The sequence below is a fragment of the Actinorugispora endophytica genome (genome assembly GCF_004363075.1).
GTDB classification, from domain to species: Bacteria; Actinomycetota; Actinomycetes; order Streptosporangiales; family Streptosporangiaceae; genus Actinorugispora; species Actinorugispora endophytica.
Map to the genome: position 1 here is coordinate 46806 of NZ_SNYN01000008.1, position 26054 is coordinate 72859.

Genomic DNA, 26054 nt, shown 5'->3' on the forward strand with positions numbered 1-26054 from the left:
CCCGGGCGCGCCCGCGTCCGCCCGAACACCCGGTGGACGCGGGGGTCCGGCGGCCGAAAACCGGTACGGCCAAAGGCTTTCCGTCCGGAATAATCTCTCCGTGTCCTACTATCCCCCGAATCCCCCTCCCCCTACCCCGCCCTCCGGCGCTCCCGCCGGCCCCGGCGTCCTGCGCTACTGGGCGGGCGGCCTGCTCATCGCGGCGGGCTTCGTCACCGCGGTCGTCGTCTTCGCGGTCGGCTCCGTCAGCTCGTTGGCCGCCCCCGTCATGGACCACATCTTCGTCGAGACCGAAGTCGCCGGCTTCACCGTCGCCCCGGGCAGCGAGCACCAGAGCTGGGACCTGTTCGTCACCCATTACCAGAGCCCCGGCATACCGTCGGAGTGCTCGGTCACGGGCCCGGCGGGCGGGGACGACTCCGTTCCGGTCCGCCGCGCCCCGCTCCACTACGAGGTGTGGGACGACGAGACCCGGTGGATACTCGCGGGCCAGGTCCAGGTGAGGGAGCCGGGCGAGCACACGATCGTCTGCCGGACCGTCCAGGGCGCGCGGTACGGACTGTGGCAGGGCGACCACGCCAGGACCACCGAGGACATGTTCTTCGCGGGGCTCCGGTGGTCCGCCCTCATCGGCTCCGGCACCCTCGTGATCGGCATCACGCTGATCGTCACCAACAGCGTCAGCCGCAGCGCCGCCAGGCGGCGGTCGGCCGCACCGGTGTTCCACGCCCCTCCCCGGCCGCCGTGGGGGCCGCCTCCCGCCGCGTACCCCCCGGCCGCGCCCCCGCACCCCGCGTCCCACGGCGAACCCGTGGTGGGAACAGGCCCCTGGCAGCCACCGGAACCCCCCTCCGGCGGCTAGGGAGCATCCGGCGCGGTGACGGGGCTGCGACGGCGAGCGGGGGCCGGGCCCGCGCGGAGCAACCCGGTTCGCGGTCACCACCGGGGGTCCCGCTCGATGATCGTGACGCCGGCGTTCCACTTCGTCCGTTTTGCAGAACGCCAGCGCCAAGACCGTCAACGAAACCCTCACGCAACGGATACCCCGTAGGGCTCCTGTGCCCGCGCGTTCGGAAGCACTAGACTCCGTGCCCGTGGGTTCTCACTCCGGGCGATACGGCGACGACGTGCTCGCGGGCGACTGGCGGCGCCCCCGCAAGGGGAGCGTCCCCGAGGTCCCCGCCGAACTGGGGCTGGTCCTGGAGTCCGCCGACGAGGGGTTCTGCGGCGCGGTGGTCGCCTGGGACAAGCTCGGCCTCACCCTCGAGGACCGCCACGGCCGCCGGCGGGTGTTCGACCTCGCCCCGGCGGGATTCCTCGTCGACGGCGCTCCGGTGACCGTGGTGCGCCCCTCGTCCGCGCCCGCGGGTCCGCTGCGCAGCGCGTCCGGATCCGTCGCCGTCCCCGGCGCGCGTCCCAGGGTCGCCAGGGAGAGCCGCATCTACGTGGAGGGCGCGCACGACGCCGAGCTGGTCGAGCGGATCTGGGGCCACGACCTCCGGGTGGAGGGCATCGCCGTGGAGTACCTGGAAGGCGTCGACCACCTGCCCGAGATCGTCGCGGAGTTCTCCCCCGGTCCGCGGCGCCGCCTCGGAGTGCTCGTGGACCACCTCGTCCCCGGTTCGAAGGAGAGCCGGACCGCCGACCGTGTGCGGTCCCCGGACGTGCTGGTCGTCGGCCACCCCTACGTCGACGTGTGGGAGGCGGTGAAACCGGCGGCGGTCGGCATCCGCGCCTGGCCGCGTGTACCGCGCGGCGTCCCGTGGAAGGAAGGGGTTCTGGCCGCTCTGGGCTGGCGGATGGAGACCGGGGAGGCCTGGCGGCGGATCCTCGGATCGGTCCGCTCCTACGCTGATCTGGAACCGGAACTGCTGGGCCGCGTCGAAGAACTGATCGACTTCGTCACCGTCCCCCAGATGACCGAGGAATAGGCTCAGTACCAGGACCGCGTGGTCTGTGGCCCCATCGCAACCGGCATAGCCAAGGGAAACCATGAGCGAGACACCGCCCAACTACCCTCCTCCCCAGGACCAGCCTCCGGGCGGAGAACCGGCCGGGGGCCGGACCCCCTCCGGCGGGCAGCCGGGCTTCGGCGAGGCTGGGGGCAGCAGCCAGTCCGGCCCCCAGCAGCCCGAGCAGCCGCAGGCTCCCCAGCAGCCCGGGTACGCCCAGCCCAGCGGCGGGCAGCCCGGGTACCCCCAGGGGTACCCGCAGCAGCAGCCCCAGCCCGGAGCCCCCGAGTACGGCCAACCCGGCTACGCCCAGCAGCCCGGCTACCCCCAGCAGCCCGAGCAGCCCGGCTACGGCCAACCGAGCGGCGGACAGCCGGGGTACGCCCAACCGAGCGGCGGGCAGCCCGGATACCCGCAGCAGCCCGAACAGCCCGGCTACGGCCAGCAGCCGGGATACCCGCAGCAGCCCCAGCAGCCCGGCTACGGCCAGCCCAGCGGCGGGCAGCCCGGGTACCCCCAGGGGTACCCGCAGCAGCAGCCCCAGCCCGGAGCCCCCGAGTACGGCCAACCCGGCTACCCCCAGCAGCCCGGCTACCCCCAGCCCAGCGGCGGGCAGCCCGGATACCCGCAGCAGCCCGAACAGCCCGGCTACGGCCAGCAGCCGGGATACCCCCAGCAGCCCCAGCAGCCCGGCTACGGCCAGCCCACCGGCGGACAGCCCGGGTACCCCCAGGGGTACCCGCAGCAGCAGCCCCAGCCCGGAGCCCCCGAGTACGGCCAACCCGGCTACGCCCAGCAGCCCGGCTACCCCCAGCAGCCGGGACCGCAGGCGCACGGGCCGGTCGGGTTCGAGCAGGGCGCCGGGGTGCCCGGCCAGGGGGGTTCGGACGAGACCACCTGGGCGATGATCTCGCACCTCGCCGGGGTGATCATCGCGTGCGCCGGGTGGCTGCCCGCGCTGGTCGTCTACCTGGCCAGGAGGAACCGCTCGCCGTTCGTGCGGCACCACGCCGCGGAGGCGCTGAACTTCCAGCTGACCCTGCTGATCCCGTACATCGTCAGCGGGATCGTCTTCGTCCTGCTCGGTGTGTTCGCGCCCCCTCTCTCCGCGATCGGTTCGGGTCTGCTGATCGTCATATGGCTGGTCTCCATCATCTTCGGGGTGCTGGCCGCGATCGCCGCGAACAAGGGCGCCTGGTACCGCTACCCGGTCGCCGTCCGCCTGGTGAAATAACCGGAACCACACGGTCGGTGGGCCCGTCGGAGTATCCGGACGGACCCACCGACTGGACGATCAGCGCGAATGCGTTCACAATGCCGGGACCGGGCCTTTAAGGCGTCCACCGGCCGTGATGGCACTCATCCCCGCCGCTCCGCACTGGCTTGAAGAACGAGGACGATCATGAGCAACCCCTATCCGCCCCAAGACGGTTCCGAGGGCCAGGGCTACCCCGGTGGCTACGGCCCGGGCCAGGACCCCTACAACACGGGAGGCCAGCAGCCGGGGTACGGACAGCCCAGCGGCGGACAGCCCGGATACGGACAGCAGCCGGGGTACGGACAGCAGCCCGGCTACGGCCAGCCCACCGGCGGACAGCCCGGATACGGTCAGCAGCCCGGCTACGGACAGCAGCCCGGCTACGGCCCCGGCGCCAACCCGGGCGACGACAACACGTTCGCGCTGCTGACCCACGTCCTCGGCATCCTCACCGGTTTCCTCGGCCCCCTCATCCTGTTCCTGGTCAAGAAGGACGAGGCCTCCCCCTACCTGCGGCACCACCTTCTGGAGTCGCTCAACTTCCAGATCATGATCACGATCATCTACGTGGTCTCGTGGGTGCTGACGTTCGTCATCATCGGCATCTTCACCATGCTGGCCGCCGGCGTGTGCGCGCTGATCTTCGGCATCATGGCCGCTCTGGCCGCCAGCAAGGGCGAGTGGTACAAGTACCCGCTCAGCATGCGACTGGTCAAGTAGTCCGAGGCCTCCGCATGACCGAGCGGGCCCGGCCGGGCGGCCGGCCGGGCCCGCCGTGGTGCGAGGCTCAGGTGAGGTCGCGCACCAGAGCGTCGGCGAGCAGACGCCCCCGGGTGGTGAGCACCGCGCGGCCCCGCTCGTGGGCGCCGGAGGCCAGCAGCCCTTCGGCGACGGCCCTCTCGGCGGCCGCGCGGCCCCGCTCGTCGAGCAGCTCCAGCGGACAGCCCTGGGCGATGCGAAGCTCCAGCAGGATCCGCTCGAAGCGGCGGTCCTCGTCGTCGAGGACCTCGCGGGCCTGGGCCGGGGTGCGCCCGGCGGCCAGGCGCGCGGCGTAGGCAGCGGGGTGCCGGACGTTCCACCAGCGGGTCCCCCCCACGTGGCTGTGCGCGCCGGGGCCCACCCCCCACCAGTCGCCGCCGGTCCAGTACAGCAGGTTGTGCGCGCTGCGGGCCGACTCGTCGGCCGCCCAGTTGGAGACCTCGTACCAGTGCAGGCCCGCGGCGGAGAGCAGCTCGTCCGCCATCAGGTAACGGTCGGCCATGACGTCGTCGTCGGGCGGGGTCAGTTCGCCGCGCCGCACCCGCGCCGCCAGGCGGGTGCCCTCCTCCACGATGAGCGAGTAGGCCGAGACGTGGTCCGGACGCGCCGCGACCGCGGCCTCGACGGACTCCTTCCAGTCGGCGTCGGTCTCGCCGGGCGCGCCGTAGATGAGGTCGAGGTTGACGTGCTCGAAGCCCGCCTCCCTCGCCCAGGCCACGCACTGCTCGGGCCGGCCGGGCGTGTGCGTGCGCTCCAGGACGGCCAGCACGTGGGGCCGGGCGCTCTGCATGCCGAAGGAGACCCGGGTGAACCCGGCGTCGCGCAGCCGCATCAGGTAGTCGCGGTCCACCGTCTCGGGGTTGGCCTCCGTGGTGACCTCTGCTCCGGGCTCCAGGCCGAACCGGGCGTCGATCCCCGCGAGGATCCGCCCCAGGTCCGCCGCGGGCAGCAGGGTGGGCGTGCCTCCGCCGACGAAGACGGTGCGCACCGGCGCCGCGCGCTCCCCCAGCACCCTCCGGGCCAGGTCGAGCTCGGCGATCGCCTGGTCCGCGTAGGTATCCCGGGAGGCCGTGGCCGTCCCGTCCCGGGACCGCAGCTCCGCGGCGGTGTAGGTGTTGAAGTCGCAGTAGCCGCAGCGGGTGACGCAGAACGGGACGTGCACGTACATCCCGAACGGCCGCGCGCCGAAACCGGCCAGCGCGGCCTCGGGCAGCGTGCCGTCGTCGGGGACGGGGTCTCCGCCGAGAGGAACTGAGGGCATGCCTCAAGTGTCGGTCATACCCGGCAGTGGTCGGCGCCCCTCTCCCCGCGCTCCCCTACCGGCGGACGCCCAGCCGCCTCTCCGCCTTGGCCAGGGCCGCCTGCCACTCGTCGGCGCGGTCCGGAAGCTCCACGATCCGGCGCAGCAGGTCGGGGTCGCGGTCGTAGCGGGACCGGAAGGCGGTAGTGAGGTCGATCCCGTGGCCGGGGCGGTGGTCCACGACCACCCGGTCGCCCGCGGCGATGTCGCCCTCCTCCAGGACGCGCAGGTAGGCACCGGTGCGGGCCTCGGCGGTGAAGCGCCTCACCCAGGCGTCCTCGCCGATCCAGCGCTGGAACGTCTGGCAGGGGACGCGCGGCAGCGTGACCTCGAGGAGGGCGCCGCCGATCCGCCACCGCTCGCCGATCAGCGCGCGGTCGACCTCCACCCCGCGCGTGGTGAGGTTCTCACCGAACAGCCCGTCCCTCAGCGGTCGGTCCAGCCGCTTCTGCCACAGGTCCAGCTCCTCGCGGGCGTAGGCGTAGACGGCCTGGTCGCGTCCGCCGTGGTTGACCAGGTCGGCCTGCCCGTCCCCGGACAGGCCCAGGGCCAGGGCGCGCACCGGGCCCTCGACGGGGCGCTTGTCGATGGCGGTGCGCCTGAGCCGGCCGGCCCAGTCCGCGTCCACGGGAAGGCCGACGTTGACTGACTGAACGATCCCCTTGATCATGCGCAGAACGCTACGCGAGCGCGTGGGCGCCCCGGCCCCTCACCTTCCCGTCGCGGCGCTCGCCTGCTGGGGCAGCGGGGCCCGGAGGGCACCGGTGGACCCGCGCACCACGAGCTCGGGGTCGAAGACGTACTCGGTCCGCGAGGCGGAGTACCCGGCGATCTCGTCGCACAGCGCCCGGACCGCCGCCAGCGCCATGGCCTGGACCGGCTGGCGCACGGTGGTCAGCGGCGGGTCGGTGAACGCGATGAGCTGGGAGTCGTCGTAGCCGATCACGGAGAAGTCGCCGGGCACGGCCAGGCCGCGCTGGCGGGCGGCGCGGATCGCGCCCAGCGCCATGAGGTCCGAGCCGCACACGATGCCGGTGACCCCGCGGTCCAGCAGTCGGCCCGCCGCCGCGTGGCCGCCCTCGACGCCGAACAGCGACAGCTCGACGAGCTCGTCGGGGCTCTCCAGGCCGTTCTCCGCCATCGCGTTCCGGAAGCCCTCCACCTTCCGCCGCACCGGCATGTAGCGGTACGGGCCGCTGGCGAACCCGATCCGGGTGTGCCCGAGCGCGACCAGGTGGTTCACCGCGAGCCGGGCCGCGGCGCGGTCGTCGGGCGAGACGAACGCCGCGGGCAGGTCCGCGACGAAGCCGTTGACCAGGACGATGGGCAGGCCGCGTGCCAGCAGGGCCCGGTATCGGTCGTGGTTGGCGGTAGTGTCGGCGTGCAGGCCGGAGACGAAGATGATGCCCGAGACGTTGCGCTCCAGGAGCATCTCCACGTACTCGTCCTCGGCGATCCCGCCGGGGGTCTGGGTGCACAGCACCGGCGTGTAGCCGCGCTGGGCCAGCATTCCCTCGGCCGCCTGGGCGAACATCGGGAATATCGGGTTCTCGAGCTCGGGGACGACCATGCCGACCAGCCCGGCCGAGCGCTGGCGCAGACGGGCGGGCCGCTCGTAGCCGAGCACGTCGAGGGCGGTCAGCACGGCCTTGCGTGTGGCCGGACCCACGCCTGGCTTGTCGTTGAGTACCCGGGAAACCGTTGCCTCGCTCACGCCTGCCTGGCGGGCGATATCGGCCAGTCGTGGTGGACCCATGGCAGCACTCTAGTGGAAAAGCACTCCACACGATTGAAAGAAGTCGGTAATCTTGCGCAAGCAGTTGCGCTCGTCCGCCCCCACCTCGCGACCACGGAGGTAAACCCATGCGACCGACCCCCGGAACCGGCCACCCCCCGGCCCCGACCGCCCATGCCCGCTGGTGGCGCGACGCGGTCATCTACCAGGTCTACGTCCGCAGCTTCGCCGACTCCGACGGCGACGGCGACGGCGACCTGAACGGCATCCGCGCCCGCCTGCCGAAGCTGGCCGCCCTCGGCGTGGACGCCGTCTGGCTCACCCCCTTCTACGTGTCCCCCCTGGCCGACGGCGGCTACGACGTGGCCGACTACCGCGACGTCGACCCCCGGTTCGGCACTCTCGCCGACTTCGACGCGCTCCGCGCCGCGGCCCACGAGCTGGGCGTCCGGATCATCATCGACATCGTCCCCAACCACACCTCCTCGGCGCACCGCTGGTTCCGCGAGGCGGTGGCGGCGGGGCCGGGCAGCCCCGAACGCGATCGGTACGTCTTCCGCCCGGGCCGGGGCGAGAACGGCGACGAGCCGCCGAACAACTGGAAGTCGATCTTCGGCGGCTCCGCCTGGACCCGGCTCAAGACCGCCGAGGGCGAGCCCGAGGAGTGGTACCTGCACCTGTTCGACACCGAGCAGCCCGACCTGAACTGGCAGAACGCCGAGGTCCGGGCCGAGTTCGAGGACGTCCTGCGGTTCTGGCTGGACCGGGGCGTGGACGGCTTCCGGATCGACGTGGCGCACGGGATGGTCAAGGACCCGGCGCTGCCCGACATCGCCGAAGGGCAGAAGGCCGACCTGCTGGACGGCCACACGAAGCTGCCCTACTTCGACCAGGAGGGCGTGCACGAGATCTACCGGGACTGGCGCGCCGTCGTCGAGGGCTACGAGGGCGACCGCGCGCTGGTGGCCGAGGCGTGGGTCGAGGACGCCGAGCGGGTGGCGCGCTACCTGCGTCCGGACGAGCTGCACCAGGCGTTCAACTTCGAGTACCTGACCGCCGAGTGGGACGCCGCCGCTCTTCGCCGGATCGTGGACGGCTCGCTGGCGGCCAACGACGCGGTCGGGGCCCCCAGCACCTGGGTGCTGTCCAACCACGACGTGACCAGGCACGTCACCCGGTTCGGCGGCGGTGCGCGGGGGCTGGCCCGGGCCAGGGCGGCGGTCCTGCTCATGCTGTCGCTGCCCGGTTCGGTCTACCTCTACCAGGGCGAGGAGCTGGGTCTGCCCGAGGTCACCGACCTCCCGGAAGAGGTCCTGCAGGACCCGACCTGGGAGCGTTCGCAGCACACCGAACGGGGACGCGACGGCTGCCGGGTCCCGCTGCCCTGGTCGGGCGAGGAGCCCCCGTTCGGCTTCGGCTCCACGGCGGAGCGCGCCTGGCTGCCGGTCCCGGCATCGTGGCGTCCGCTCACCCGTGAGGCCCAGGAGCGCGACCCGGGGTCGACGCTGTCGCTGTACACCGAGGCCCTGCGGCTGCGCCGGGAGCTCGACGCGCTCGGCGACGGCTCGCTGGCCTGGGACGAATCCCCCGACGAGGTGCTGGTACTGCGCCGCGAGCCGGGTTTCCGCTGCGCGGTGAACTTCGGTTCGTCCCCGGTCCCGCTGCCGCTGGACGGTACGGTCCTGCTCTCCAGCGGTCCCGTGGAGACGACCGCGGACGGCCTGATCCTGCCCCTGGACACCGCGGTGTGGCTGCGCCACTGACGAACCCCGCCGCCGGGACGGAGCCCGGACGCCGAACGGCGTCCGGGCTCCGCGCGTTACGTCCGGTTTTCTAACGAGTTACCTCCTTCTTTCTGAAAGCATTTGGAAACTCTTCCAAATCTTGCAAGGAGTTGCTAACGTCACACGCCACCGCACCCCCAAGAAGCCGCGACCGCGAGGGGGAACGCCGCCGCGGCTTGTGCCCCGAAGGAGAACCATGAAGATCCGTAGCGCCAGAGTGATGACGGGCGTTGCCGCCCTCGCACTCCTCGCGACCGCCTGCGGCGGCGGTGACGACACCGCGGCACCCGAGGACGCGGCCGAGGGAACGATGGTCATCTGGGCCGACCCCGAACGCACCGAAGCGCTGATGCCGTTCGCGGAGAGGTTCGGCGGGGCCCACGGCGTCACCGTGGACGTCCAGTCCATCCCCAACGAGGACCTGCAGGACAACTTCGTCACCGCGCACCAGGCGGGCTCCGGCCCCGACCTCGTGGTCGGCGCGCACGACTGGACCGGCAACCTGGTGCGGAACGGGGCGATCGACCCCGTCCAGCTGCCCCAGGACAAGGCCGACGGCTTCGAGCCGGTCTCCCTCGACGCGGTGACCTTCGACGGCCGGCTCTACGGCGTCCCGTACGCCATGGAGAACCTGGTCCTGTTCCGCAACACCGACCTGGCCCCGGACGCCCCCGCGACCGTCGAGGAGCTCGTCGCCATCGGCAGCGGCCTCAAGGACGCGGGCGAGGTCGACGAGATCCTGAGCCTCCAGGTCGGCGCGGAGGGCGACGCCTACCACATCTACCCGTTCTACTCCTCGGCCGGCGGCTACCTGTTCGGCGAGGGCGAGAACGGCTCCCTCGACCCCGCCGACATGGGCGTGGGCCAGGACGCCTCCATCGAGGCGTTCGAGAAGATCGCCGAACTCGGCGAGAGCGGCGACGGCGCGCTCAAGCGCTCCATCGACAACCAGAACGCCGGTCCGCTGTTCAACGACGGCAAAACCGCCTTCTACGTCTCGGGCCCCTGGGCGATCCCCGACATGAAGACCGCCGGAATCCCCTACGACATCACCCCGATCCCCGGTTTCGAGGACGGCGGGGAGGCCCGGCCCTTCATCGGCGTCCAGGCGTTCTTCGTCGCCTCCGGCGGCGCCAACAAGGTGCTCGCCCAGGAGTTCGTGACCAACTTCGTGGCCGAGCCCGAGCTCGCCGTGGCCCTGTACGAGGCCGACCCGCGTCCCCCGGCGCTGACCGAGGCCCTGGAGATGGTTTCCGAGCAGGACCCTGACCTGGCCAGGGTCGTCGAGGCCGGTGCGAACGGCGACCCGCTCCCCTCGCTCCCCGAGATGTCCGCCATCTGGGGTCCGTTCGGGCAGGCCGAAGCCGCGGTCATCGCCGGCGAGGACGTCGCCACCGCGGTCGGGTCCGCCGGTGAGAGCATCACCGACCAGATCGGTTAACGACCGTGAGCCGAGGAAACCGCACCGTGGGCGCCTCCGAAGGGGCGCCCACGCCCCGCGCGAACGACGGGCCCGCCGTCTCGGCGGCCGGGCTCGCCCTGAAGGCCTGCGCCCTGGGCCTGGCCGCCTCTCTGGGGGTCTGGGCGGCCGTCCCGCTGTTCGACGCGGCCAACTGGGTCGGGCTCGGCATCGTCGCCGCGGTGACCGCCCTGATCTTCTACGCCTACCTGTCCCCCCGGCACGTCCCCCTCAAGTACCTGCTGCCCGGCACCCTGCTGCTCGTCGCCTTCCAGATCCTGCCGGTGCTGTACACCGTCAGCACCTCCGTCACGAACTTCGGCGACGGGCACCGCGGGGACAAGGAGCAGGCCATCGCGGCGATCGAGGCCTACTCGGTGGTGCGCGCGCCCGACTCGACGGACTACGCGCTCACGGTGGCCGCCGACGGCGACCCGGCGACCGGCGGCCTCGTCTTCCTGCTCACCGCGCCCGACGGCGCGGTGTACGCCGGCGACGCCGAGGGCCTCACCGGCCTGGCGCCCGGGGACGTCACCGCCGACCCGTCCGGCAGGATCACCGGGGCCGACGGCTACACGGTGCTCACCACCGGGCAGATCAACGACCGCGGCGGCGAGGTCGCGGACCTCGCGGTCCCCACCGGGGACGGGTCCGGTATCCGCTCCAGCGGCCTGTCCGCCGCCTACGAGGGCACCGCGACCCGCACCTACCAGGAGGACTGCGACTGCGTCGTGGACTCCGCCACCGGTGTGGAGTACGCCGCGGACGAGGAGGCGGGCCTCTTCGTCTCCGCCGACGGCGAGGCGCTGCTCCAGGGCTGGCAGGTGGGCGTCGGGGCCGACAACTTCCTGCGGTTCCTGACCGACCGCACCGTCGCCTCGTCCTTCTTCTCCATCCTGACCTGGAACATCGGCTTCGCAGCCGGAACGACCTTCCTGGTCTTCACCCTGGGCCTGGCCCTGGCCCTGCTCATGCACACCCGCAAACCGCTGCGCGGGCAGAGCCTCTACCGGATCCTGCTGGTGCTGCCCTACGCGATGCCGTCCTTCGCGATGCTGCTGCTGTGGCGGGACATGTTCAACGTCGACTTCGGGCTGATCAACCGGATGCTGGGACTGGACGTGGACTGGCTGGGCGGCACCTGGACCGCGCGCGGCTCGATCCTGCTGGTCAACACCTGGCTCGGATTCCCGTACATGTTCCTGGTCGCCACGGGCGCGCTCCAGGCCGTCCCGCGCGAACTGGGCCAGGCCGCCCGCATCGACGGGGCGAGCGCCTGGCAGGCGTTCCGCGACGTCACCCTGCCGCTGCTCATGGTGGCGATGACGCCCATCCTGATCTCCACGTTCGCGTTCAACTTCAACAACTTCAACGCGGTGTGGCTGACCACCGCGGGCGGCCCGTTCAGCCCGGACAACCCGCTGGCCGGGTCCACCGACCTGCTGATCACCTACACCTTCCGGCTGGCCTTCGGCGGCCAGGGCGCCCAGTACGGGTTCGCCTCGGCGGTCTCGGTGTTCATCTTCCTCATCGTGGCGATCCTGTCGCTGGTGAGCCTCAGACAGAGCAGGGCCCTGGAGGAGGTGCGCTGATGGCCGCGACGACAACGAGCCGACGCGCCACGCGGTGGCTCAGGGAGTCCGCCTGGCGGCACCTGCTGCTGTGGCTGGCACTCGTGTTCGCGCTGTTCCCGATCCTGTTCGTGGTCTCCGCCGCGTTCAACCCGCTGGGCACGCTCAGCTCCAGCCGGCTCGTCCCGACCGGGGCCGGACTGGACAACGCGCGCAGGCTGTTCCAGGAGACGCCGTTCGGCAGCTGGTACGTGAACTCCGTCGTGATCGCGCTGACCAACGCCGCGGTGACGGTGTTCCTGTCCGCGCTGGCGGCCTACGCCTTCAGCCGCTTCCGGTTCACCGGGCGGCGCGTCGGGCTGGTCGGCATCCTGCTCATCCAGATGTTCCCGCAGTTCCTGGCGATCGTGGCCATCTACCTGATGTTCACCACCGTCACCGACTACTGGCCGACCGTCGGCTTCGACACCCGCTGGGGCCTGATGCTGGTCTACCTGGGCGGCGCGCTCAGCGTGAACACCTGGATGATGAAGGGCTTCTTCGACACCGTGCCCGTGGAGCTGGACGAGTCGGCCAAGGTCGACGGCGCCACCCACGCGCAGGCCTTCTTCCGGATCATGCTGCCGCTGGTGACACCGGTGCTGGCGATCGTCGGTCTGCTGGTGTTCATCTCGACCGTCAACGAGTTCCTGATCGCCAGCGTTTTCCTGCGCGACCCGGAGTCCAAGACGGTCGCGCTGGGCCTGTACGGCCTGATCTCGGGCGAGCGCAACGCCAACTTCGGGATCTTCGCGATGGGCACCCTGCTCATCGCCCTCCCGACCATGGCGGTCTTCTGGTTCCTGCAGCGCTTCATCGTGGAGGGCCTGACCAGCGGCTCGGTCAAGGGCTGACCCGCTCCGGAGCCCGGAGGGCGGCCTTCCCGTATCGGGGAGGCCGCCCTCCGGCGTGTGGGGTCCCGCTCAATGATCGTGACGCCAGCACCCCGAAACGGGCATTGCAGGGCGCTGGCGTCACGATCACCAAGAGAACCGCCGACGGCTACTTCTTCTTACCGTCCCGGCCCTCGCCACCCGACTCCGTCGACAACGCCGAGACGAACGCCTCCCGGGGCACCTCGACCCGTCCGACCACGCCTCTCAGACAAGCACAGCATGCGCTTCTTCCCCGACGGCTACTTCTTCTTACCGTCCCGGCCCTCGCCACCCGACTCCGTCGACAACGCCGAGATGAACGCCTCCTGGGGCACCTCGACCCGTCCGACCATCTTCATTCGCTTCTTCCCCTCCTTCTGCTTCTCCAGCAGCTTGCGCTTGCGGCTGATGTCGCCGCCGTAGCACTTGGAGAGGACGTCCTTGCGGATGGCGCGGATGTTCTCGCGGGCGATCACCCGGGCGCCCACCGCCGCCTGGATGGGCACCTCGAACTGCTGCCGGGGGATGAGCTCGCGCAGCTTCTTGGTCATCTCCAGGCCGTAGGAGTAGGCGTTCTCCTTGTGCACGATCGCCGAGAAGGCGTCCACCATCTCGCCCTGGAGCAGGATGTCCACCTTGACGAGGTCGGCGACCTGCTCGCCGGAGGGCTCGTAGTCCAGGGAGGCGTACCCCTTGGTACGGGACTTGAGCTGGTCGAAGAAGTCGAAGACGATCTCGGCGAGCGGGAGGGTGTACCGCATCTCCACGCGGTCCTCGGACAGGTAGTCCATGCCCTGGAGGGAGCCGCGCCGCCCCTGGCACAGCTCCATGATCTGGCCGACGTAGTCCGAGGGCGAGAGCAGGGTGGCCCTGACGACGGGCTCGCGGACCTCGGCGATCTTGCCCTCGGGGAATTCGCTGGGGTTGGTCACCGTGTGCTCGACGCCGTCCTCCATGCGGACCTGGTAGACCACGTTGGGCGCGGTGGAGATGAGGTCGAGGTTGAACTCGCGCTCCAGCCGGTCCCGGGTGATCTCCAGGTGCAGCAGGCCCAGGAACCCGCAGCGGAAGCCGAAGCCCAGGGCCGCGGAGGTCTCCGGCTCGAAGACCAGGGCCGCGTCGTTGAGCTGGAGCTTCTCCAGCGCGTCGCGCAGGACCGGGTAGTCGGTTCCCTCGATCGGGTAGAGCCCGGAGAAGACCATGGGCTTGGGGTCGCGGTAGCCCGACAGAATGTCGGCGGCGGGCTTGGCCGCGGAGGTGACGGTGTCGCCGACCCTGGACTGGCGCACGTCCTTGACCCCGGTGATGAGGTAGCCGACCTCGCCGACGCCGAGGGAGTCGACCTTGGTGGGCTCGGGGGAGCTCACCCCGATCTCCAGCATCTCGTGGGTGGCCCTGCTGGACATCATCTGGATGCGTTCGCGGGTGCCCAGCCTGCCGTCCACCACCCGCACGTAGGTGACCACGCCGCGGTAGGTGTCGTAGACGGAGTCGAAGATCATGGCGCGCGCGGGGGCGTCGGCGTCGCCGACGGGCGGCGGGATCTTGGCGACGATCTCGTTGAGGAGGTCCTCCACGCCCACACCGGTCTTGGCGCTGACCCTGAGGACGTCGGACGGGTCGCAGCCGATGATCCCGGCGAGCTCGGCCGCGTACTTCTCCGGCTGGGCCGCGGGCAGGTCGATCTTGTTCAGCACCGGGATGATCGCGAGGTCGTTCTCCAGCGCCATGTACAGGTTGGCCAGCGTCTGGGCCTCGATGCCCTGGGCCGCGTCGACCAGCAGGACCGCGCCCTCGCAGGCCGCGAGCGAACGGGAGACCTCGTAGCTGAAGTCCACGTGGCCGGGCGTGTCGATGAGGTTGAGCACGTAGGACACGTCGTCGGCCGCGGTGAAGGGCAGCCGCACGGCCTGGGACTTGATGGTGATGCCGCGCTCGCGCTCGATGTCCATCCGGTCGAGGTACTGCGCCCGCATCTGGCGGTCTTCGACGACACCGGTCAGCTGCAGCATGCGGTCTGCCAGTGTCGACTTGCCATGGTCGATGTGCGCGATGATGCAGAAGTTTCGGATCAGCGCGGGATCGGTCCGGGTTGGCTGTGGCACCGTGATTCGTTCACATTCGTCGAGGCGTAGGCACGGCGCGGATCGCGCGCGCGGCGCCGGTGGGCGGAACCTCCATCGTCCCATGGCGCGCGGTCGGGGGATACCGCGGGCCACAATGGGACAGGCGTCCTTTACCAGGCTATGCGAACCGACAGGAACCGGGAGACAACGGTGCGGTGGCTTCTCAAACGTGTTCTGGCAGGTCTGGCCGCGGTTCTGGTGGTGGCGACCGGCGCGGGGGCACTGCTGGCGATGCAGTTCTCCGGGGAGCGGGCGGCGTGGGCGGCGTCCTCGGGCGACGACGCGGCCTGGCTCGGCAACGCCTGGGTGAGCGGGGACGGTGAGGGGAACGGCGAGGCCGAGTTCGCCCGGGCCCTGCCCCGACTGGGCGTGTTCTCCGAGGTCTACGTGCACGTGGGCGAGATCGGGACGGACGGCTCGGTCGACCCGGCGGGGTACGCGGGAGCGGAGGCGTTCCTGGGGCGTATGGAGCGGGAGCTCCCCGATGTGCGGGTGCTCGGCTGGCTGAGCAGCACCGCCGACGGCTCGTCGCTGATCGAGGACCGCTTCGACGACGAGGCCAGGGCGCGCCTGGCCGAGGGCGCGGGCGCGGTGGTGGACGCGGGCTTCGACGGGGTGCACTACGGCATCACCCCGGTCAGCGTGAACGACCCGAGCTTCCCCGACCTGCTCGAACTCACCCGCGAGGCGATCGGCGAGGAGGCCGTCCTGTCGGTGGAGGCCCTGCAGATCGAGCTGATCCCGGGGCTTCGGCTGCCGGTGTTCTTCGCCGCCCGCGGGGAGCGCTACTGGTCCTCGGGGTACCTGCGGCAGGTCGCGGAACTGGCCGACGGGATCGTGATCCGGGGGCACGGCACGGGAATGCCGGGCGGCTCGCTGTACGGCGGGTTCATGGTGCGCCAGACCGAACTGGCCCTGGACGCGGTGCCGGAGGACGTGACGCTGCGGATCGGCGCGCCGTCGTTCCAGCACGAGTCGTGGGGCCCGGTGTCGGGCTCCGAGAGCGTGGCCGGCGCCGCCGAGGCGGTGCGCATCGGGCTCACCGCGCACGGCGAGCGGGACGGCTTCGGGATGGCGCTGTACGTGCTGGACGACACGGGCGAGGAGGACTGGGCGGCCTTCGAGGAGGGCTGGCTGGACCCGGCGCGCTGACGCCCCCGGCCGGCGGGCCTCCGACGCGGAGCGTCGGCGGCGCGAGCAGTCGCGCGGCCGATGCATAATGGAGGTCCGTGTCTCGGACGTTCCACGTTCGGTTTGAGCCCTTCGGACTCACCCTCGCGTCGGCCCGCCGCGGACCCTTCGTGGATCGGCTGCCCACATCGGCGTTCCGCGCGTTTTCCGACGCATGATCTGACATTAACTGGAGCACGTTTTCGCATGGCGAACATCAAGTCGCAGAAGAAGCGCAACCGGCAGAACGAGAAGGCCCGTATGCGCAACAAGGCGGTGAGGTCGTCCCTGAAGACGGCTATCCGCAAGTTCCGCGAAGCTGCCGAGGCCGGGAACCCCGAAGAGGCCGCCACCCTGCAGCGCGCCGCGGCGCGCCAGCTGGACAAGGCCGTCAGCAAGGGCGTCATCCACAAGAACCAGGCCGCGAACCGCAAGAGCGCGATCGCCAAGCGTCTGGACTCGCTGAAGAGCGCCTGACCACCCCGGTCCTCATCGGAGCCGGTCGCCCCCGCGGGGGCGACCGGCTCCGATGCTTTCGGCGGGCCCGATCCCTCCGGAGCACGTGCGCGAGCCTCAATGGAATCCCCCGTGTCTCCCGAGGTGTTCCCGCTCAGCGGACGGACCCGTCGTCTGGGGCGGTTGACGGTCGGGCTCCTCACCGCCGCGGCCGTCGGCGGCGCGTGCGTCCTGTTCTGGTCCGCCGCCCTGATCGCCGGAGAGGCGGCGGCTCCCCCGGCGCCCTCGCGGACGGCGCCGGACGTGTCGGGGCCGGCGGGCTGGTGCCGCCGGCCGTCCTGCGGGTCCCCACGGCGGCCGTCCTCTCGCTGTGGATCGGGAGCGGGCGCCGCGACCTCCTCTCCGCCGCCGGCGACCGGCCCAGGACGGGGCCCGCCGACAAGCGGACGGTCCGCTTCCTCGACGACCGCGCCCCCTGGACGGTCACGATCGCCGCGGTCGTCTTCTGCGGATCGGGGGGTGTGCTCATCGGCGGACTGATCGCGGCCGCGGTCTGCCCGGAGAGCGGGCCGGAGGAGATGGTCGTGGGCCGGCCGCCCTCGCCGTCGCCGCGGCCTCCCTCCGCGCCCTCGTCCCCGCGGTGAGGGCTGCTCTGGGGCGCGGCGACCTGACGCGCTCATTCGTGGCGGAGCGCCACCGGCTCTGGCCCGTCCCCGAGGACTCGCCGTTGGGGGCCGCGATGAGGACGCACTCCGGCACCGCCTTCTGAGGAGGCCGTTCCGCGCGGCGGCTCCGGGTTTTCCACAGGCCGGGAATCCGGCTCGGCGCGGCCCGGCGCGCGTTCCTACCGTCACTGGTATGGCACGACGCACTCCTCCCGAGACCGGGGACGTGGCGGCTCGGCGGCTCCGGGCGCTGAACCCGGCCGCCGGTCCCCCGCCCCCGCGCGAACCCGACCCGGTGGCCGACACCTCTCCCCTGCCCTCCCTGCCCGCGCCGCCCTACGCCGTGCCCGACGGCACTCCGGACGACGGTGGCGAGGGGGCCGGGCGGGGACGCGCGCGGGGACGCCGGCGGCGGCCGGACTCCCCACCGCCCGACGACCCGCCGTCGGAGCCCGGCGGTGCCCCCGCGCCACCGGGCGACCCCCCTCCCGGTTACGTGGAGGTGGACGCCGGTCCCCCGCGGCCGCGTGCGGCGGCGCTGCGCGGCCTGCTGGCCCGAGCCGCGCCGGACCGGGTCGGGCTCCCCCGGCTCGGTCCGCCCGGCGTGCGGGCGCTGGCCCTGGTGTGCCTGCTCGCGGCGGGGGCCACCTGCTGGTTCGTGGTGAGTGCCCGGCCTGCTCCCGAACCCGCCCCGGTGCTGCGCGCCGAGAGCTCCCCCACCGATCCGTCCACCGCCGCGCCCAGCCCGCCGGGCGAGGTCGTGGTACACGTGGGCGGCGAGGTCGAGTCGCCCGGCGTCATCACCCTTCCCTCGGGATCCCGGGTGGCCGACGCCATCGAGGCCGCGGGCGGGGCCTCCCCCGGATCGGACCCCGGCCTGCTCAACCTGGCCCGCCCCCTGGTGGACGGCGAGCAGGTCCTGGTCGGCGTCACTCCGCCCCCGGGCGTCGGGCCCGGGGGCGTCCCCGCTCCCCCGGGCCCGGCACCCGCACCACCCGTCGACCTCAACACCGCCACGGCGGAGCAGTTGCAGACCCTGCCGGGGGTCGGCCCGGTGCTGGCCCGGCGCATCATCGACCACCGCACCGCCAGCGGCGGCTTCACCTCGGTGGAGCAGCTGCGCGACGTCACGGGCATCGGCGACCGCCGCTTCGAGGAGCTGAACGGCCTCGTCCACGTGGGCGGCGCGTCGTGAGCCTCCTGGGCACCGACGCCCCCGGCGAGCGCGTGCCGCTGGACCTGCGGCTGTGCGCGCCCGCGGTGGGGACGTGGCTGGCGGCGCTGGCACTGCTGGGCGTTCCGGCGGACGCCGCGCTCGCCGGGGCCGCCGTACTGGGCGTCCTCGCCCTGGCGGCGTTCCTGCCGCTGCGGCGCGGGGTCCGGTTCGAGGGCGCGGTCGCTCTCGTCGCCGCGACGCTGGTGTGCGCGGCGGGCGGGGCCCTGGCGGTGGCGGGGAGGTCGGCCGCGGTGGCGGACAGCCCCGTCACCGCGTTGGCCGAGGCCGAGGGGCGCGCGCGGCTCGTGGTGCGCCTCTCACTCGACCCGCGCCCCCGGGCCGCTCCCACCGTCCCGGGGCGCCCCGAGTTCGTCGTGGCGGCCCGGACCGAATGGGTGGATGTGGACGGCCGGCAGGTCCGCACCCGGGTCCCGGTGGTGCTGCTGGTGCACGGCGAGGAGTGGCGCCACCTGGTGCCCAGTCAGCCCGTGCTGCTGGACGGCAGGCTCGTGCCCGCCGGGGACGGCGGTCTCGAGGCCGCGCTGGTGCTGGTGCGCGGTCCGCCCGCCGGCGTCGGTCCGCCCACGGCCGCGCACGCCTGGGCGGGCGGGGTCCGCGCCCGGCTGCGCCAGGCGTGCGCGGTGCTGCCGCAGCCCGAGCGGGGGCTGCTGCCCGCGCTCGTGGTCGGGGACGTGTCCGGACTCGACGAGGAGGCCGCCGAGGACTTCAGGGCCACCGGAATGACGCACCTGCTGACCGTCTCGGGGACCAACCTCTCGGTGATGACCGGCGTGGTGCTGGGAGCGGCCCGTTGGTTCAGGGCCCCGCCCTGGTGCCCGGTCGCTCTCGGCACGGTCGTGATCGCGGTGTTCGTGCTGGTGGCGCGGCCCGAGCCGAGCGTGCTGCGGGCGGCGTTCATGGGCGCGATCGCGCTGCTGGCCCTGGCGTTGGGGCGGCCCTCGGTCGGTGTCGCGGCGCTGTCGGCCTCGGTGATCGGGCTGCTGCTGTTCTCACCGGGCCTGGCCGCCTCCTACGGTTTCGCGCTGTCGGTGCTGGCCACCGCCGGGATTCTGGTGCTGGCGCCGCGCTGGCGGGACGCCTGGTCGGCGCGGGTCCCGGTGTGGCTGGCCGAGGCGGTCGCGGTCGCGCTGGCCGCGCAGGTGGCGTGCGCGCCGGTGCTGGTCGTGCTGTCCGCGGAGGTCAGCTGGGTGTCCGTTCCGGCGAACGTGCTGGCCGGCCCGTTCGTCCCGGTCGCCACGGTGGGCGGGTTCGCGGTCGCCGGGCTGGCCCTGGTCGCCATGCCCGCGGCGCAGGTCGCGGTGTGGGTTCCGGGGACGGCCGTCGCCCTGGTCCGGGCGGTCGCCGGCGCGGGCGCGCGGGTCCCCCAGGGCGCGCTGCCGTGGCGCGCGGACCTGGCCGGGGCGCTGCTGCTGGCCGTGCTCATCGCGGCGCTCCTCGCGTTGCGGGGCCGGGTCCGGCGCGCGGTGGCCGCGGTGTCGGGCGCGGTCGCGGGAACGGTGCTGGTGGTGAGCTGCGTCGCCCCGGGCTGGCCGCCCGGCGACTGGGCCGTCGTGGCCTGCGACGTGGGCCAGGGCGACGCGTTGGTGCTGTCGGCCGGGCCCGGCCGCGCGGTCGTGGTGGACGCCGGGATCGACCCGCGGGCGGTCGACCTCTGCCTGGACGACCTGGGGGTGCGGGAGGTGGTGCTGCTGGTGCTCACCCACCACGACTCCGACCACGCGGGCGGCGCCCCGGGGGTGCTGCGCGGCCGCGGGGTCGGCGCGGTGCTCGTCCCGCCGGGGTTCGACGCGCCGGAGACCCTGGAGGCGCTGGCCGACGCGGGGGCCGTCCCGGACACCGCCACCGCGGGCCGGCGCTACGCGGTGGGCCCGTGGCGGCTGTCCGTGCTGTGGCCGCGGCGCGGGTTCGCCGGGGATCCCAACGAGGGCAGCGTGGTGCTGCTGGCGTCCTGGTCCCCGCCGCCCGACGCGGCCGCCGAGCCGCTGTCGGTGCTGCTCACCGGTGACATCGAGGAGTCCGCGCAGCGCGGGCTGCTGTCCGAGCCGGGGATCCGGGACGTGGACGTGCTCAAGACCCCGCACCACGGCGCGGGGACCCAGGAGCCCGCCTTCCTGGCCGCGACCCGCCCCCGGGTGACGCTCACCTCGGTGGGCGCGGACAACCCGTACGGCCACCCCGCCCCTCGGACCTGGGCGCTGCTGACGGGCCTCACCCCGGCCTCCTACCGGACCGATCTGCACGGGGACGTCGCGGTGTCGCCCGGCCCTGACGGGCCGTCGGTGCGCTGGCGCGGCCCGGACGCCCGGTGAGCCGTGGTGCCGCGGCCCGCCGTCGGTGGCCATGAGGGGCGGCGTCGTCTCGGGTCCGGCGGTGGGCATCCCGTCGACGCGGCCCCCGGCGTTCCGATGTCGCGGGGCCTCCATGGCCGAGCTCGGGACCATCGAGGCCGCCAGGCGCTCCACTCGCCGGGCCGACCGTCTACGGCGGGACCGGCGGGATCCAGCGCGCCGCCGTCGGCCGGAGCCACCGCCTCCGACCGCGCCCGCCGGTCGGCCCGGCGTGGCATGCTGGCGTCCATGGACTCCGCTTCCGTTCCGCCGCTGACCGTCATCGTGGGCGACGAGGAGCTTCTCGTCGACCGCGCCGTCGCCTCGCTCGTGGCGGCGGTGCGCGCCGACGACCCGGAGGTCGACGTGCACGACCTCGTGCCGTCACAGGTGAACGCGGGCAAGCTGGTGGAGGTGACCTCGCCCTCGCTGTTCGGGGAGCGCCGGGTGGTGGTGCTGCGTTCGGCGCAGGACCTCACCAAGGAGCCCGCGGGCGTGGTCACCGGCTACCTCAGGGATCCCGCCGACGACGTGGTGCTGGTGCTGTCCCACGCGGGCGGGGCCAAGGGCCGGGCCCTGCTGGAGGCCGCGGTCAAGGCGGGGGCGCACCGGGTCGACTGCGCCAAGCCGACCAAGGCGGCCGAGCGGACCAGGTTCATCAAGGACGAGTTCTCCCGGGCCGGACGCCAGATCACCCCGGACGCCGCCCAGGCGCTGCTGGACGCGGTCGGCAACGACCTGCGCGAGATCGCGGCGGCCTGCACCCAGCTGGTCGCCGACACCGACGGCCGCGTGGACGCCGCCGCCGTGGCCCGCTACCACACGGGCCGGGCCGAGGCCTCGGGCTTCACCGTCGCCGACCGCGCCGTGGAGGGCCGTCTGCCCGAGGCGCTGGAGCAGCTGCGCTGGTCGCTGTCGGTGGGGATGGCGCCGGTGCTGATCAACAGTGCCCTGGCCGGGGCCGTGCGCGGAATCGCGGTGGCCGCCCAGCCGCCGCGCGGGATGTCGGAGGCCGAGCTCGCCAAACGCGCCAAGGTCCCCCCGTGGAAGCTGCGGTCCCTGCGCCAGCAGTCGCGGGGCTGGACCCCGCAGGGCGTCGCGCACGCGCTGCGCGTGGTGGCCGAGACCGACGCCCTGATCAAGGGCGCGGGCCGCGATCCGGCCTACGCCCTGGAGCGGGCCGTCATCGAGATCGCCACGGCGCGGACCCGCCGCGGCTGACCCGTCCCGGGTCGGGCCCCGGGGAACGGCTCCGCGCCGACGGTCTAGGGTGCCTCCCATGGACGGTGAGACCCTCAACGGCGGTGTGAACCAGGTCGTGCGGATCGGAAGGACCGTGCGCAGGCCGACGGGAGCGTGGACGCCCGCCGTGCACTCCCTGCTGCGGCACCTGGCGGAGACCGGTTTCACCGGGGCGCCGCGGGTGCGCGGGATCGACGAGGAGGGCCGCGAGATCCTGGACTTCGTTCCCGGCGAGGTGGCGCACTACCCGATCCCCGAGTACGTCCGGGGCGACGTCGCGCTCGCGGCCGCGGGGCGGCTGCTGCGCCGCTACCACGACGCCTCGGCCGGTTTCACGGCCCCCGACGGCGCGGTGTGGCAGCTCCCGGCGCGCGAGCCGCGCGAGGTGGTCTGCCACGGGGACGCGGCCACCTACAACACCGTGTTCCGCGTCGGCCTGCCGGTGGCGCTCATCGACTTCGACGCCGCCCACCCCGGCCCCCGCGTGTGGGATCTGGCCTACACCGCCTACCGGTTCGCCCCCCTGGGCGCGCCCGGAAGCAACGGCGAGCACGTCCCGGTCGCCGAGCAGGCCCGGCGGCTGCGGCTGCTGGCCGACGCCTACGGCCTCGGCCCGGCGGACCGCCGCGCGCTCCCCCGGACCGTGTGCGACCGGCTGCACGCGCTGGTGGCGTTCATGACCGAGCGCGCCGCGGCGGGCGACACCGCGTTCGCGCGGCACCTCGCCGACGGGCACGACGCGCTCTACCGGACCGACGCCGCCCACGTGCGGGCGCACGAGGAGCGGTTCGCCGAAGCACTGCTGTCAGGAGCATCGACGGAGCCCCCGCCGGCGGCCGCCACCTGATCAGGCTCTGCTCGTGTCCCGCGTCGGGGGTCCCCTCTTCTCGGCGGTCTTGGCCTTTCCGGGGTCTCGACCGCCGCTGAGACCCCGGAGAGGTCACGATCAGCGAGGCCCGCGGCCGCCGGGCCCAGGGCGCTAGCGGATCGCCTCTCCGCCGCGCCAGACGCGCATCGCCTTCAGTCCGTAGGCCCACGCGAAGGCGCCCTCGTGATCGGTGTCCCACTGGACGATGTCGGCGACGCTGCCCGGGGCGATGATCCCGCGGTCGGTGACTCCCAGCGCGATGGCGCCGCCGACGGTCGCGGCGCGCAGGGCCTCCTGGATGCTGAGCCCGTACATGGCGATCGCCATGCAGATGACCAGCGACATCATGGTGGACCCCGACTGCGCCGGGTTGTGGTCGGTGCCCAGCGCGACCGGCACCCCGTGGTCGAGCAGTGCGCGCACCGGCGGGGTGCGGTGCTCGTGCAGGGAGGCGGTGGGGCAGATGACGACCGGGGTGCTGGACTTGGCCAGCGCCAGCACGTCGTCGTCGTCGGTCTCGTGCAGCAGGTCCACCGAGGAGCACTGCATGTCCGCGGCCATGCGCACCGCGCCGTGGCGGGGCTTGGAGCAGGCGTGCATCCGGGCCTGGAGCCCGGCCGCGCGGCCCGTGGACAGCAGCCAGCGCGCGTCGTCGGGGGTGAACTGGCGGCTGTCGCAGTACACGTCCACACCGTCGGCCCCGGCCTGGGCCGCGTCGCCCAGCCACGAGCCGACCGCCTGCACGTATTCGCGCGGGCGGCCGAAGTACTCGGGCGGCACCGCGTGCGCGGCGAAGAAGGTGACGTGCAGCCGGGGCATGCCCGGCTCCTCCTCCAGCGAGCGCAGCAGCCGCACGTCCGCGAGTTCGCCGTCCCGGGTCAGGTGGTACCCGGTCTTGGCCTCGACCGTGGTGGTCCCCCACAGCAGCCAGTGCCGCAGCCGGTCCCGCACGTCGTTGCACAGGGTCCACGGGTCCGTCCCGCGGGTCACCGTCACCGTCGACGCCACTCCGCCGCCCGCGGCGACGATCTCGCTCTGGCTCGCGCCGTCGGCGCGCACCGCGATCTCGGCGAACCGGTTCCCGGCGTAGACGGGGTGGGTGTGCGCGTCGATCAGCCCCGGTGTGACGAGGGCCCCTCCGGCGTTGTCGATCTCGGCGTCGACGATGTTGTCGATGACCCCGGGGATGCCCTGGGGAAGCTCGGCCGCGGGTCCGACCCAGGCGACGTGGCCCTTGTCCATGATGATCGCGGCGTTACTGATCAGCTCGGCGCCTGTCCACAGACGCCCGATATTCGTCAGTAGTCGTACCGTCATCGTCTCACCGCTCGCCCACCCGCGTTAGTCATGGCTGCCGTCCGGCGCGCAGGAGACAGCACGGCCGTACGGACAGTCCTGACACGACTTCATATATCGATGCCCTGGCTGAGATAGGGGGTAGCCAACGCGGCCGGAAAGGGCCGGGCAGCAGCATCTAACGTCAGTGAAGGCAACCGTAGCCCACGGTCCGTTCGGATGTACACCTCCGCCGCTGAACAGTGAACGGCGGAACACCCGAGGGAGTTCCGCCGTTCCGCAGCTGTTCTACGCGGCCTACAGCGCCGCTGTGGCGTACTCGTCCAGCTGGTTGGCGAGCATCTGGGGCACCCAGGCGTGCAGCGCGGTGCCGTCTCCGGTGTGCTCCTCCTTGAGGATCCGGCCTTCCTGGTAGACCCGGGAGACCAGGTCGCCCCGCTCGTAGGGGACCAGGACGACGACCTCGCGGTCGAGCACGGGGAGCGCCTCGGTCACGGCCCGGATCAGCTCGTCGATGCCCTCGCCGGTGCGCGCGGAGACCTCGACGGCCCCGTTCAGCTTGGTGCGCAGCTGCTTGAGCAGGGTCGGGTCGGCGGCGTCGACCTTGTTGATGATGACCAGTTCGGGCACGTCGGAGGCCTCGATGTCGGCCAGGACCTCGCGCACCGACGCGAGCTGCTGCTCGGGGTCGGGGTGCGAGCCGTCCACGACGTGCAGGATCAGGTCGGCGTCGGCGACCTCCTCCAGGGTGGAGCGGAACGCCTCGACGAGCTGGTGCGGCAGGTGCCGCACGAACCCGACGGTGTCGCTGAGCGTGAACGCGCGGCCGTCCGGCGTGCGCGCCTGGCGCACGGTCGGGTCCAGGGTGGCGAACAGCGCGTTCTCCACCAGCACGCCCGCCCCGGTGAGGCGGTTGAGCAGGCTGGACTTGCCCGCGTTGGTGTACCCGGCGATGGCCACGGCGGGCACCTGGCGGGTGCGCCGCTGGTCGCGCTTGACGTCGCGGGCCACCGACATGTGCGCCAGCTGACGGCGCAGCTTGGCCATCTTGGCGTTGATCCGGCGCCGGTCGGTCTCGATCTTGGTCTCACCGGGACCGCGCAGCCCCACGCCGCCGTTTCCGCCGCCTCCGGCGCCGCCGCCCTGCCGGGACAGCGAGTCGCCCCAGCCGCGCAGGCGCGGCAGCAGGTAGGTGAGCTGCGCGAGTTCGACCTGGGCCTTGCCCTCGCGGCTGCGCGCGTGCTGGGCGAAGATGTCCAGGATCAGGGCGGTGCGGTCGACCACCTTGACCTTGACGACGTCCTCCAGCTGGCGCAGCTGGCCGGGTGTCAGCTCTCCGTCGCAGATGACGGTGTCGGCTCCGGTGCTCTCGACGATGTCGCGGAGCTCGGCGGCCTTGCCGCTGCCGACGTAGGTGGCGGGGTCGGGCTTGGAGCGGCGCTGGGTGAGCCCTTCCAGCACCATGGCGCCCGCGGTCTCGGCGAGCTGCTTGAGCTCGACCAGCGAGTTGTCGGCGTCCAGCTGCGTTCCGCTGGTCCAGACCCCGATGAGGACGACGCGCTCCAGGCGCAGCGACCGGTACTCGACCTCGGTGACGTCCTCGAGTTCGGTGGACAGCCCCTGCACGCGGCGCAGGGCGTACCGGTCCTCGAGTTCGAGCTGCCCCTGGTCGGGGAGGTCGTCGGTGCCGCGTCGGTTCTCCGCGAAGGTCACCACATCGGTGTCTGCGTCGTCGACGACGATCGCGTCGCGGTCGGCGTCGTGGCCGTCGAAGGGATCGTGGTCATTGAAAGCAGTACGTGTCATATCCATCCAGGGAGAGGTAACGCGGAGGCGCCGCGATTTCTTCCCCCGATGCTCCCACGCGCACCGAGGAACAGCACCTGTTTTTCACCGTGGCCCGCACAGCCGGACCTCCCCCCGAAACGCGCCCCG

General features: G+C 72.8%; 21 protein-coding genes. 15 read left to right on the plus strand and 6 right to left on the minus strand.

All coding sequences use genetic code 11. The features are described from left to right. The first annotated feature begins 100 nt into the window (after positions 1-100). From EV190_RS12565 to EV190_RS12580, 4 genes are all read left to right on the plus strand, one after another. Positions 101-862 carry a hypothetical protein gene (locus EV190_RS12565; RefSeq protein WP_133741717.1) on the plus strand — a complete coding sequence of 254 codons (762 nt, stop codon included), beginning with the start codon at positions 101-103 and terminating at the stop codon, positions 860-862. A gap of 232 nt (positions 863-1094) precedes the next feature. Continuing rightward, complete coding sequence (locus EV190_RS12570; protein ID WP_243742540.1) at positions 1095-1931, plus strand: DUF3097 domain-containing protein; 837 nt, start codon at positions 1095-1097, stop codon at positions 1929-1931. A 61-nt stretch (positions 1932-1992) separates the two neighbouring features. Further along, complete coding sequence (locus EV190_RS12575; protein ID WP_133741718.1) at positions 1993-3186, plus strand: DUF4870 domain-containing protein; 1194 nt, start codon at positions 1993-1995, stop codon at positions 3184-3186. Positions 3187-3354: 168 nt separating this feature from the next. Further along, entirely contained in the window at positions 3355-3930 is a 576-nt protein-coding gene (locus EV190_RS12580) for a DUF4870 domain-containing protein (RefSeq protein WP_133741719.1), read from the plus strand. Between the two features lie 67 nt (positions 3931-3997). On the opposite strand, the gene hemW is transcribed toward EV190_RS12580, so the two are convergent. From hemW to EV190_RS12595, 3 genes are read right to left on the minus strand one after another with little or no spacing between them, the layout of a single operon-like run. Further along, positions 3998-5230 (minus strand): radical SAM family heme chaperone HemW, encoded by a 1233-nt coding sequence (gene hemW, locus EV190_RS12585; protein WP_133741720.1) that lies wholly within the window; start codon positions 5228-5230, stop codon positions 3998-4000. 55 nt (positions 5231-5285) lie between these two features. Next, positions 5286-5939: an MOSC domain-containing protein gene (locus EV190_RS12590; RefSeq protein WP_133741721.1), complete on the minus strand. Its 654-nt coding sequence runs from the start codon at positions 5937-5939 to the stop codon at positions 5286-5288. Between the two features lie 39 nt (positions 5940-5978). After that, entirely contained in the window at positions 5979-7025 is a 1047-nt protein-coding gene (locus tag EV190_RS12595) for a LacI family DNA-binding transcriptional regulator (protein ID WP_208113162.1), read from the minus strand. 107 nt (positions 7026-7132) lie between these two features. Here EV190_RS12595 and EV190_RS12600 point away from each other — a divergent pair, with 107 nt between their 5' ends. From EV190_RS12600 to EV190_RS12615, 4 genes are all read left to right on the plus strand, one after another. Continuing rightward, positions 7133-8767 carry a glycoside hydrolase family 13 protein gene (locus EV190_RS12600; protein ID WP_133741722.1) on the plus strand — a complete coding sequence of 545 codons (1635 nt, stop codon included), beginning with the start codon at positions 7133-7135 and terminating at the stop codon, positions 8765-8767. 217 nt (positions 8768-8984) lie between these two features. Continuing rightward, entirely contained in the window at positions 8985-10229 is a 1245-nt protein-coding gene (locus tag EV190_RS12605) for a sugar ABC transporter substrate-binding protein (RefSeq protein ID WP_133741723.1), read from the plus strand. A 26-nt stretch (positions 10230-10255) separates the two neighbouring features. After that, positions 10256-11839 (plus strand): ABC transporter permease subunit, encoded by a 1584-nt coding sequence (locus EV190_RS12610; RefSeq protein WP_243742541.1) that lies wholly within the window; start codon positions 10256-10258, stop codon positions 11837-11839. Beyond that, positions 11839-12711, plus strand: a complete 873-nt coding sequence (locus EV190_RS12615) for a sugar ABC transporter permease (protein WP_133741725.1) — start codon at positions 11839-11841, stop codon at positions 12709-12711. The genes EV190_RS12610 and EV190_RS12615 overlap by 1 nt, the downstream gene beginning before the upstream one ends. A 281-nt stretch (positions 12712-12992) precedes the next feature. Here EV190_RS12615 and lepA read toward each other — a convergent pair whose 3' ends face one another. Beyond that, on the minus strand, positions 12993-14837 hold the full coding sequence (gene lepA, locus EV190_RS12620) for a translation elongation factor 4 (protein WP_133741726.1): 1845 nt from the start codon (positions 14835-14837) through the stop codon (positions 12993-12995). A gap of 171 nt (positions 14838-15008) precedes the next feature. Here lepA and EV190_RS12625 point away from each other — a divergent pair, with 171 nt between their 5' ends. The 7 genes from EV190_RS12625 to EV190_RS12655 all read left to right on the plus strand — a co-directional run bounded on the left by EV190_RS12625 (position 15009) and on the right by EV190_RS12655 (position 22802). Beyond that, the gene (locus EV190_RS12625; RefSeq protein WP_133741727.1) at positions 15009-16010 is read left to right on the plus strand and encodes a hypothetical protein; all 1002 of its coding nucleotides are present in this window, start codon (positions 15009-15011) and stop codon (positions 16008-16010) included. 225 nt (positions 16011-16235) lie between these two features. Continuing rightward, positions 16236-16505 carry a 30S ribosomal protein S20 gene (gene rpsT, locus EV190_RS12630; protein WP_133741728.1) on the plus strand — a complete coding sequence of 90 codons (270 nt, stop codon included), beginning with the start codon at positions 16236-16238 and terminating at the stop codon, positions 16503-16505. 302 nt (positions 16506-16807) lie between these two features. After that, a complete protein-coding gene (locus tag EV190_RS12635) occupies positions 16808-17128 on the plus strand; it encodes a hypothetical protein (RefSeq protein WP_208113163.1) in 321 nt (106 codons plus the stop codon). Positions 17129-17342: 214 nt separating this feature from the next. Then, a complete protein-coding gene (locus EV190_RS12640; protein WP_133741730.1) occupies positions 17343-18344 on the plus strand; it encodes a ComEA family DNA-binding protein in 1002 nt (333 codons plus the stop codon). Continuing rightward, positions 18341-20695 carry a ComEC/Rec2 family competence protein gene (locus tag EV190_RS12645; RefSeq protein WP_133741731.1) on the plus strand — a complete coding sequence of 785 codons (2355 nt, stop codon included), beginning with the start codon at positions 18341-18343 and terminating at the stop codon, positions 20693-20695. The genes EV190_RS12640 and EV190_RS12645 overlap by 4 nt, the downstream gene beginning before the upstream one ends. Positions 20696-20962: 267 nt before the next feature. Next, entirely contained in the window at positions 20963-21934 is a 972-nt protein-coding gene (holA, locus tag EV190_RS12650) for a DNA polymerase III subunit delta (protein ID WP_133741732.1), read from the plus strand. A 58-nt stretch (positions 21935-21992) separates the two neighbouring features. Next, positions 21993-22802 carry a phosphotransferase enzyme family protein gene (locus EV190_RS12655; protein ID WP_133741733.1) on the plus strand — a complete coding sequence of 270 codons (810 nt, stop codon included), beginning with the start codon at positions 21993-21995 and terminating at the stop codon, positions 22800-22802. A 132-nt stretch (positions 22803-22934) separates the two neighbouring features. On the opposite strand, the gene EV190_RS12660 is transcribed toward EV190_RS12655, so the two are convergent. Together EV190_RS12660 and hflX are read right to left on the minus strand one after the other, a co-directional pair. Continuing rightward, positions 22935-24140 (minus strand): amidohydrolase family protein, encoded by a 1206-nt coding sequence (locus EV190_RS12660; protein WP_133741734.1) that lies wholly within the window; start codon positions 24138-24140, stop codon positions 22935-22937. Positions 24141-24416: 276 nt separating this feature from the next. Continuing rightward, the gene (gene hflX / locus EV190_RS12665) at positions 24417-25931 is read right to left on the minus strand and encodes a GTPase HflX (RefSeq protein WP_133741735.1); all 1515 of its coding nucleotides are present in this window, start codon (positions 25929-25931) and stop codon (positions 24417-24419) included. Between the last annotated feature and the right edge of the window lie 123 nt (positions 25932-26054).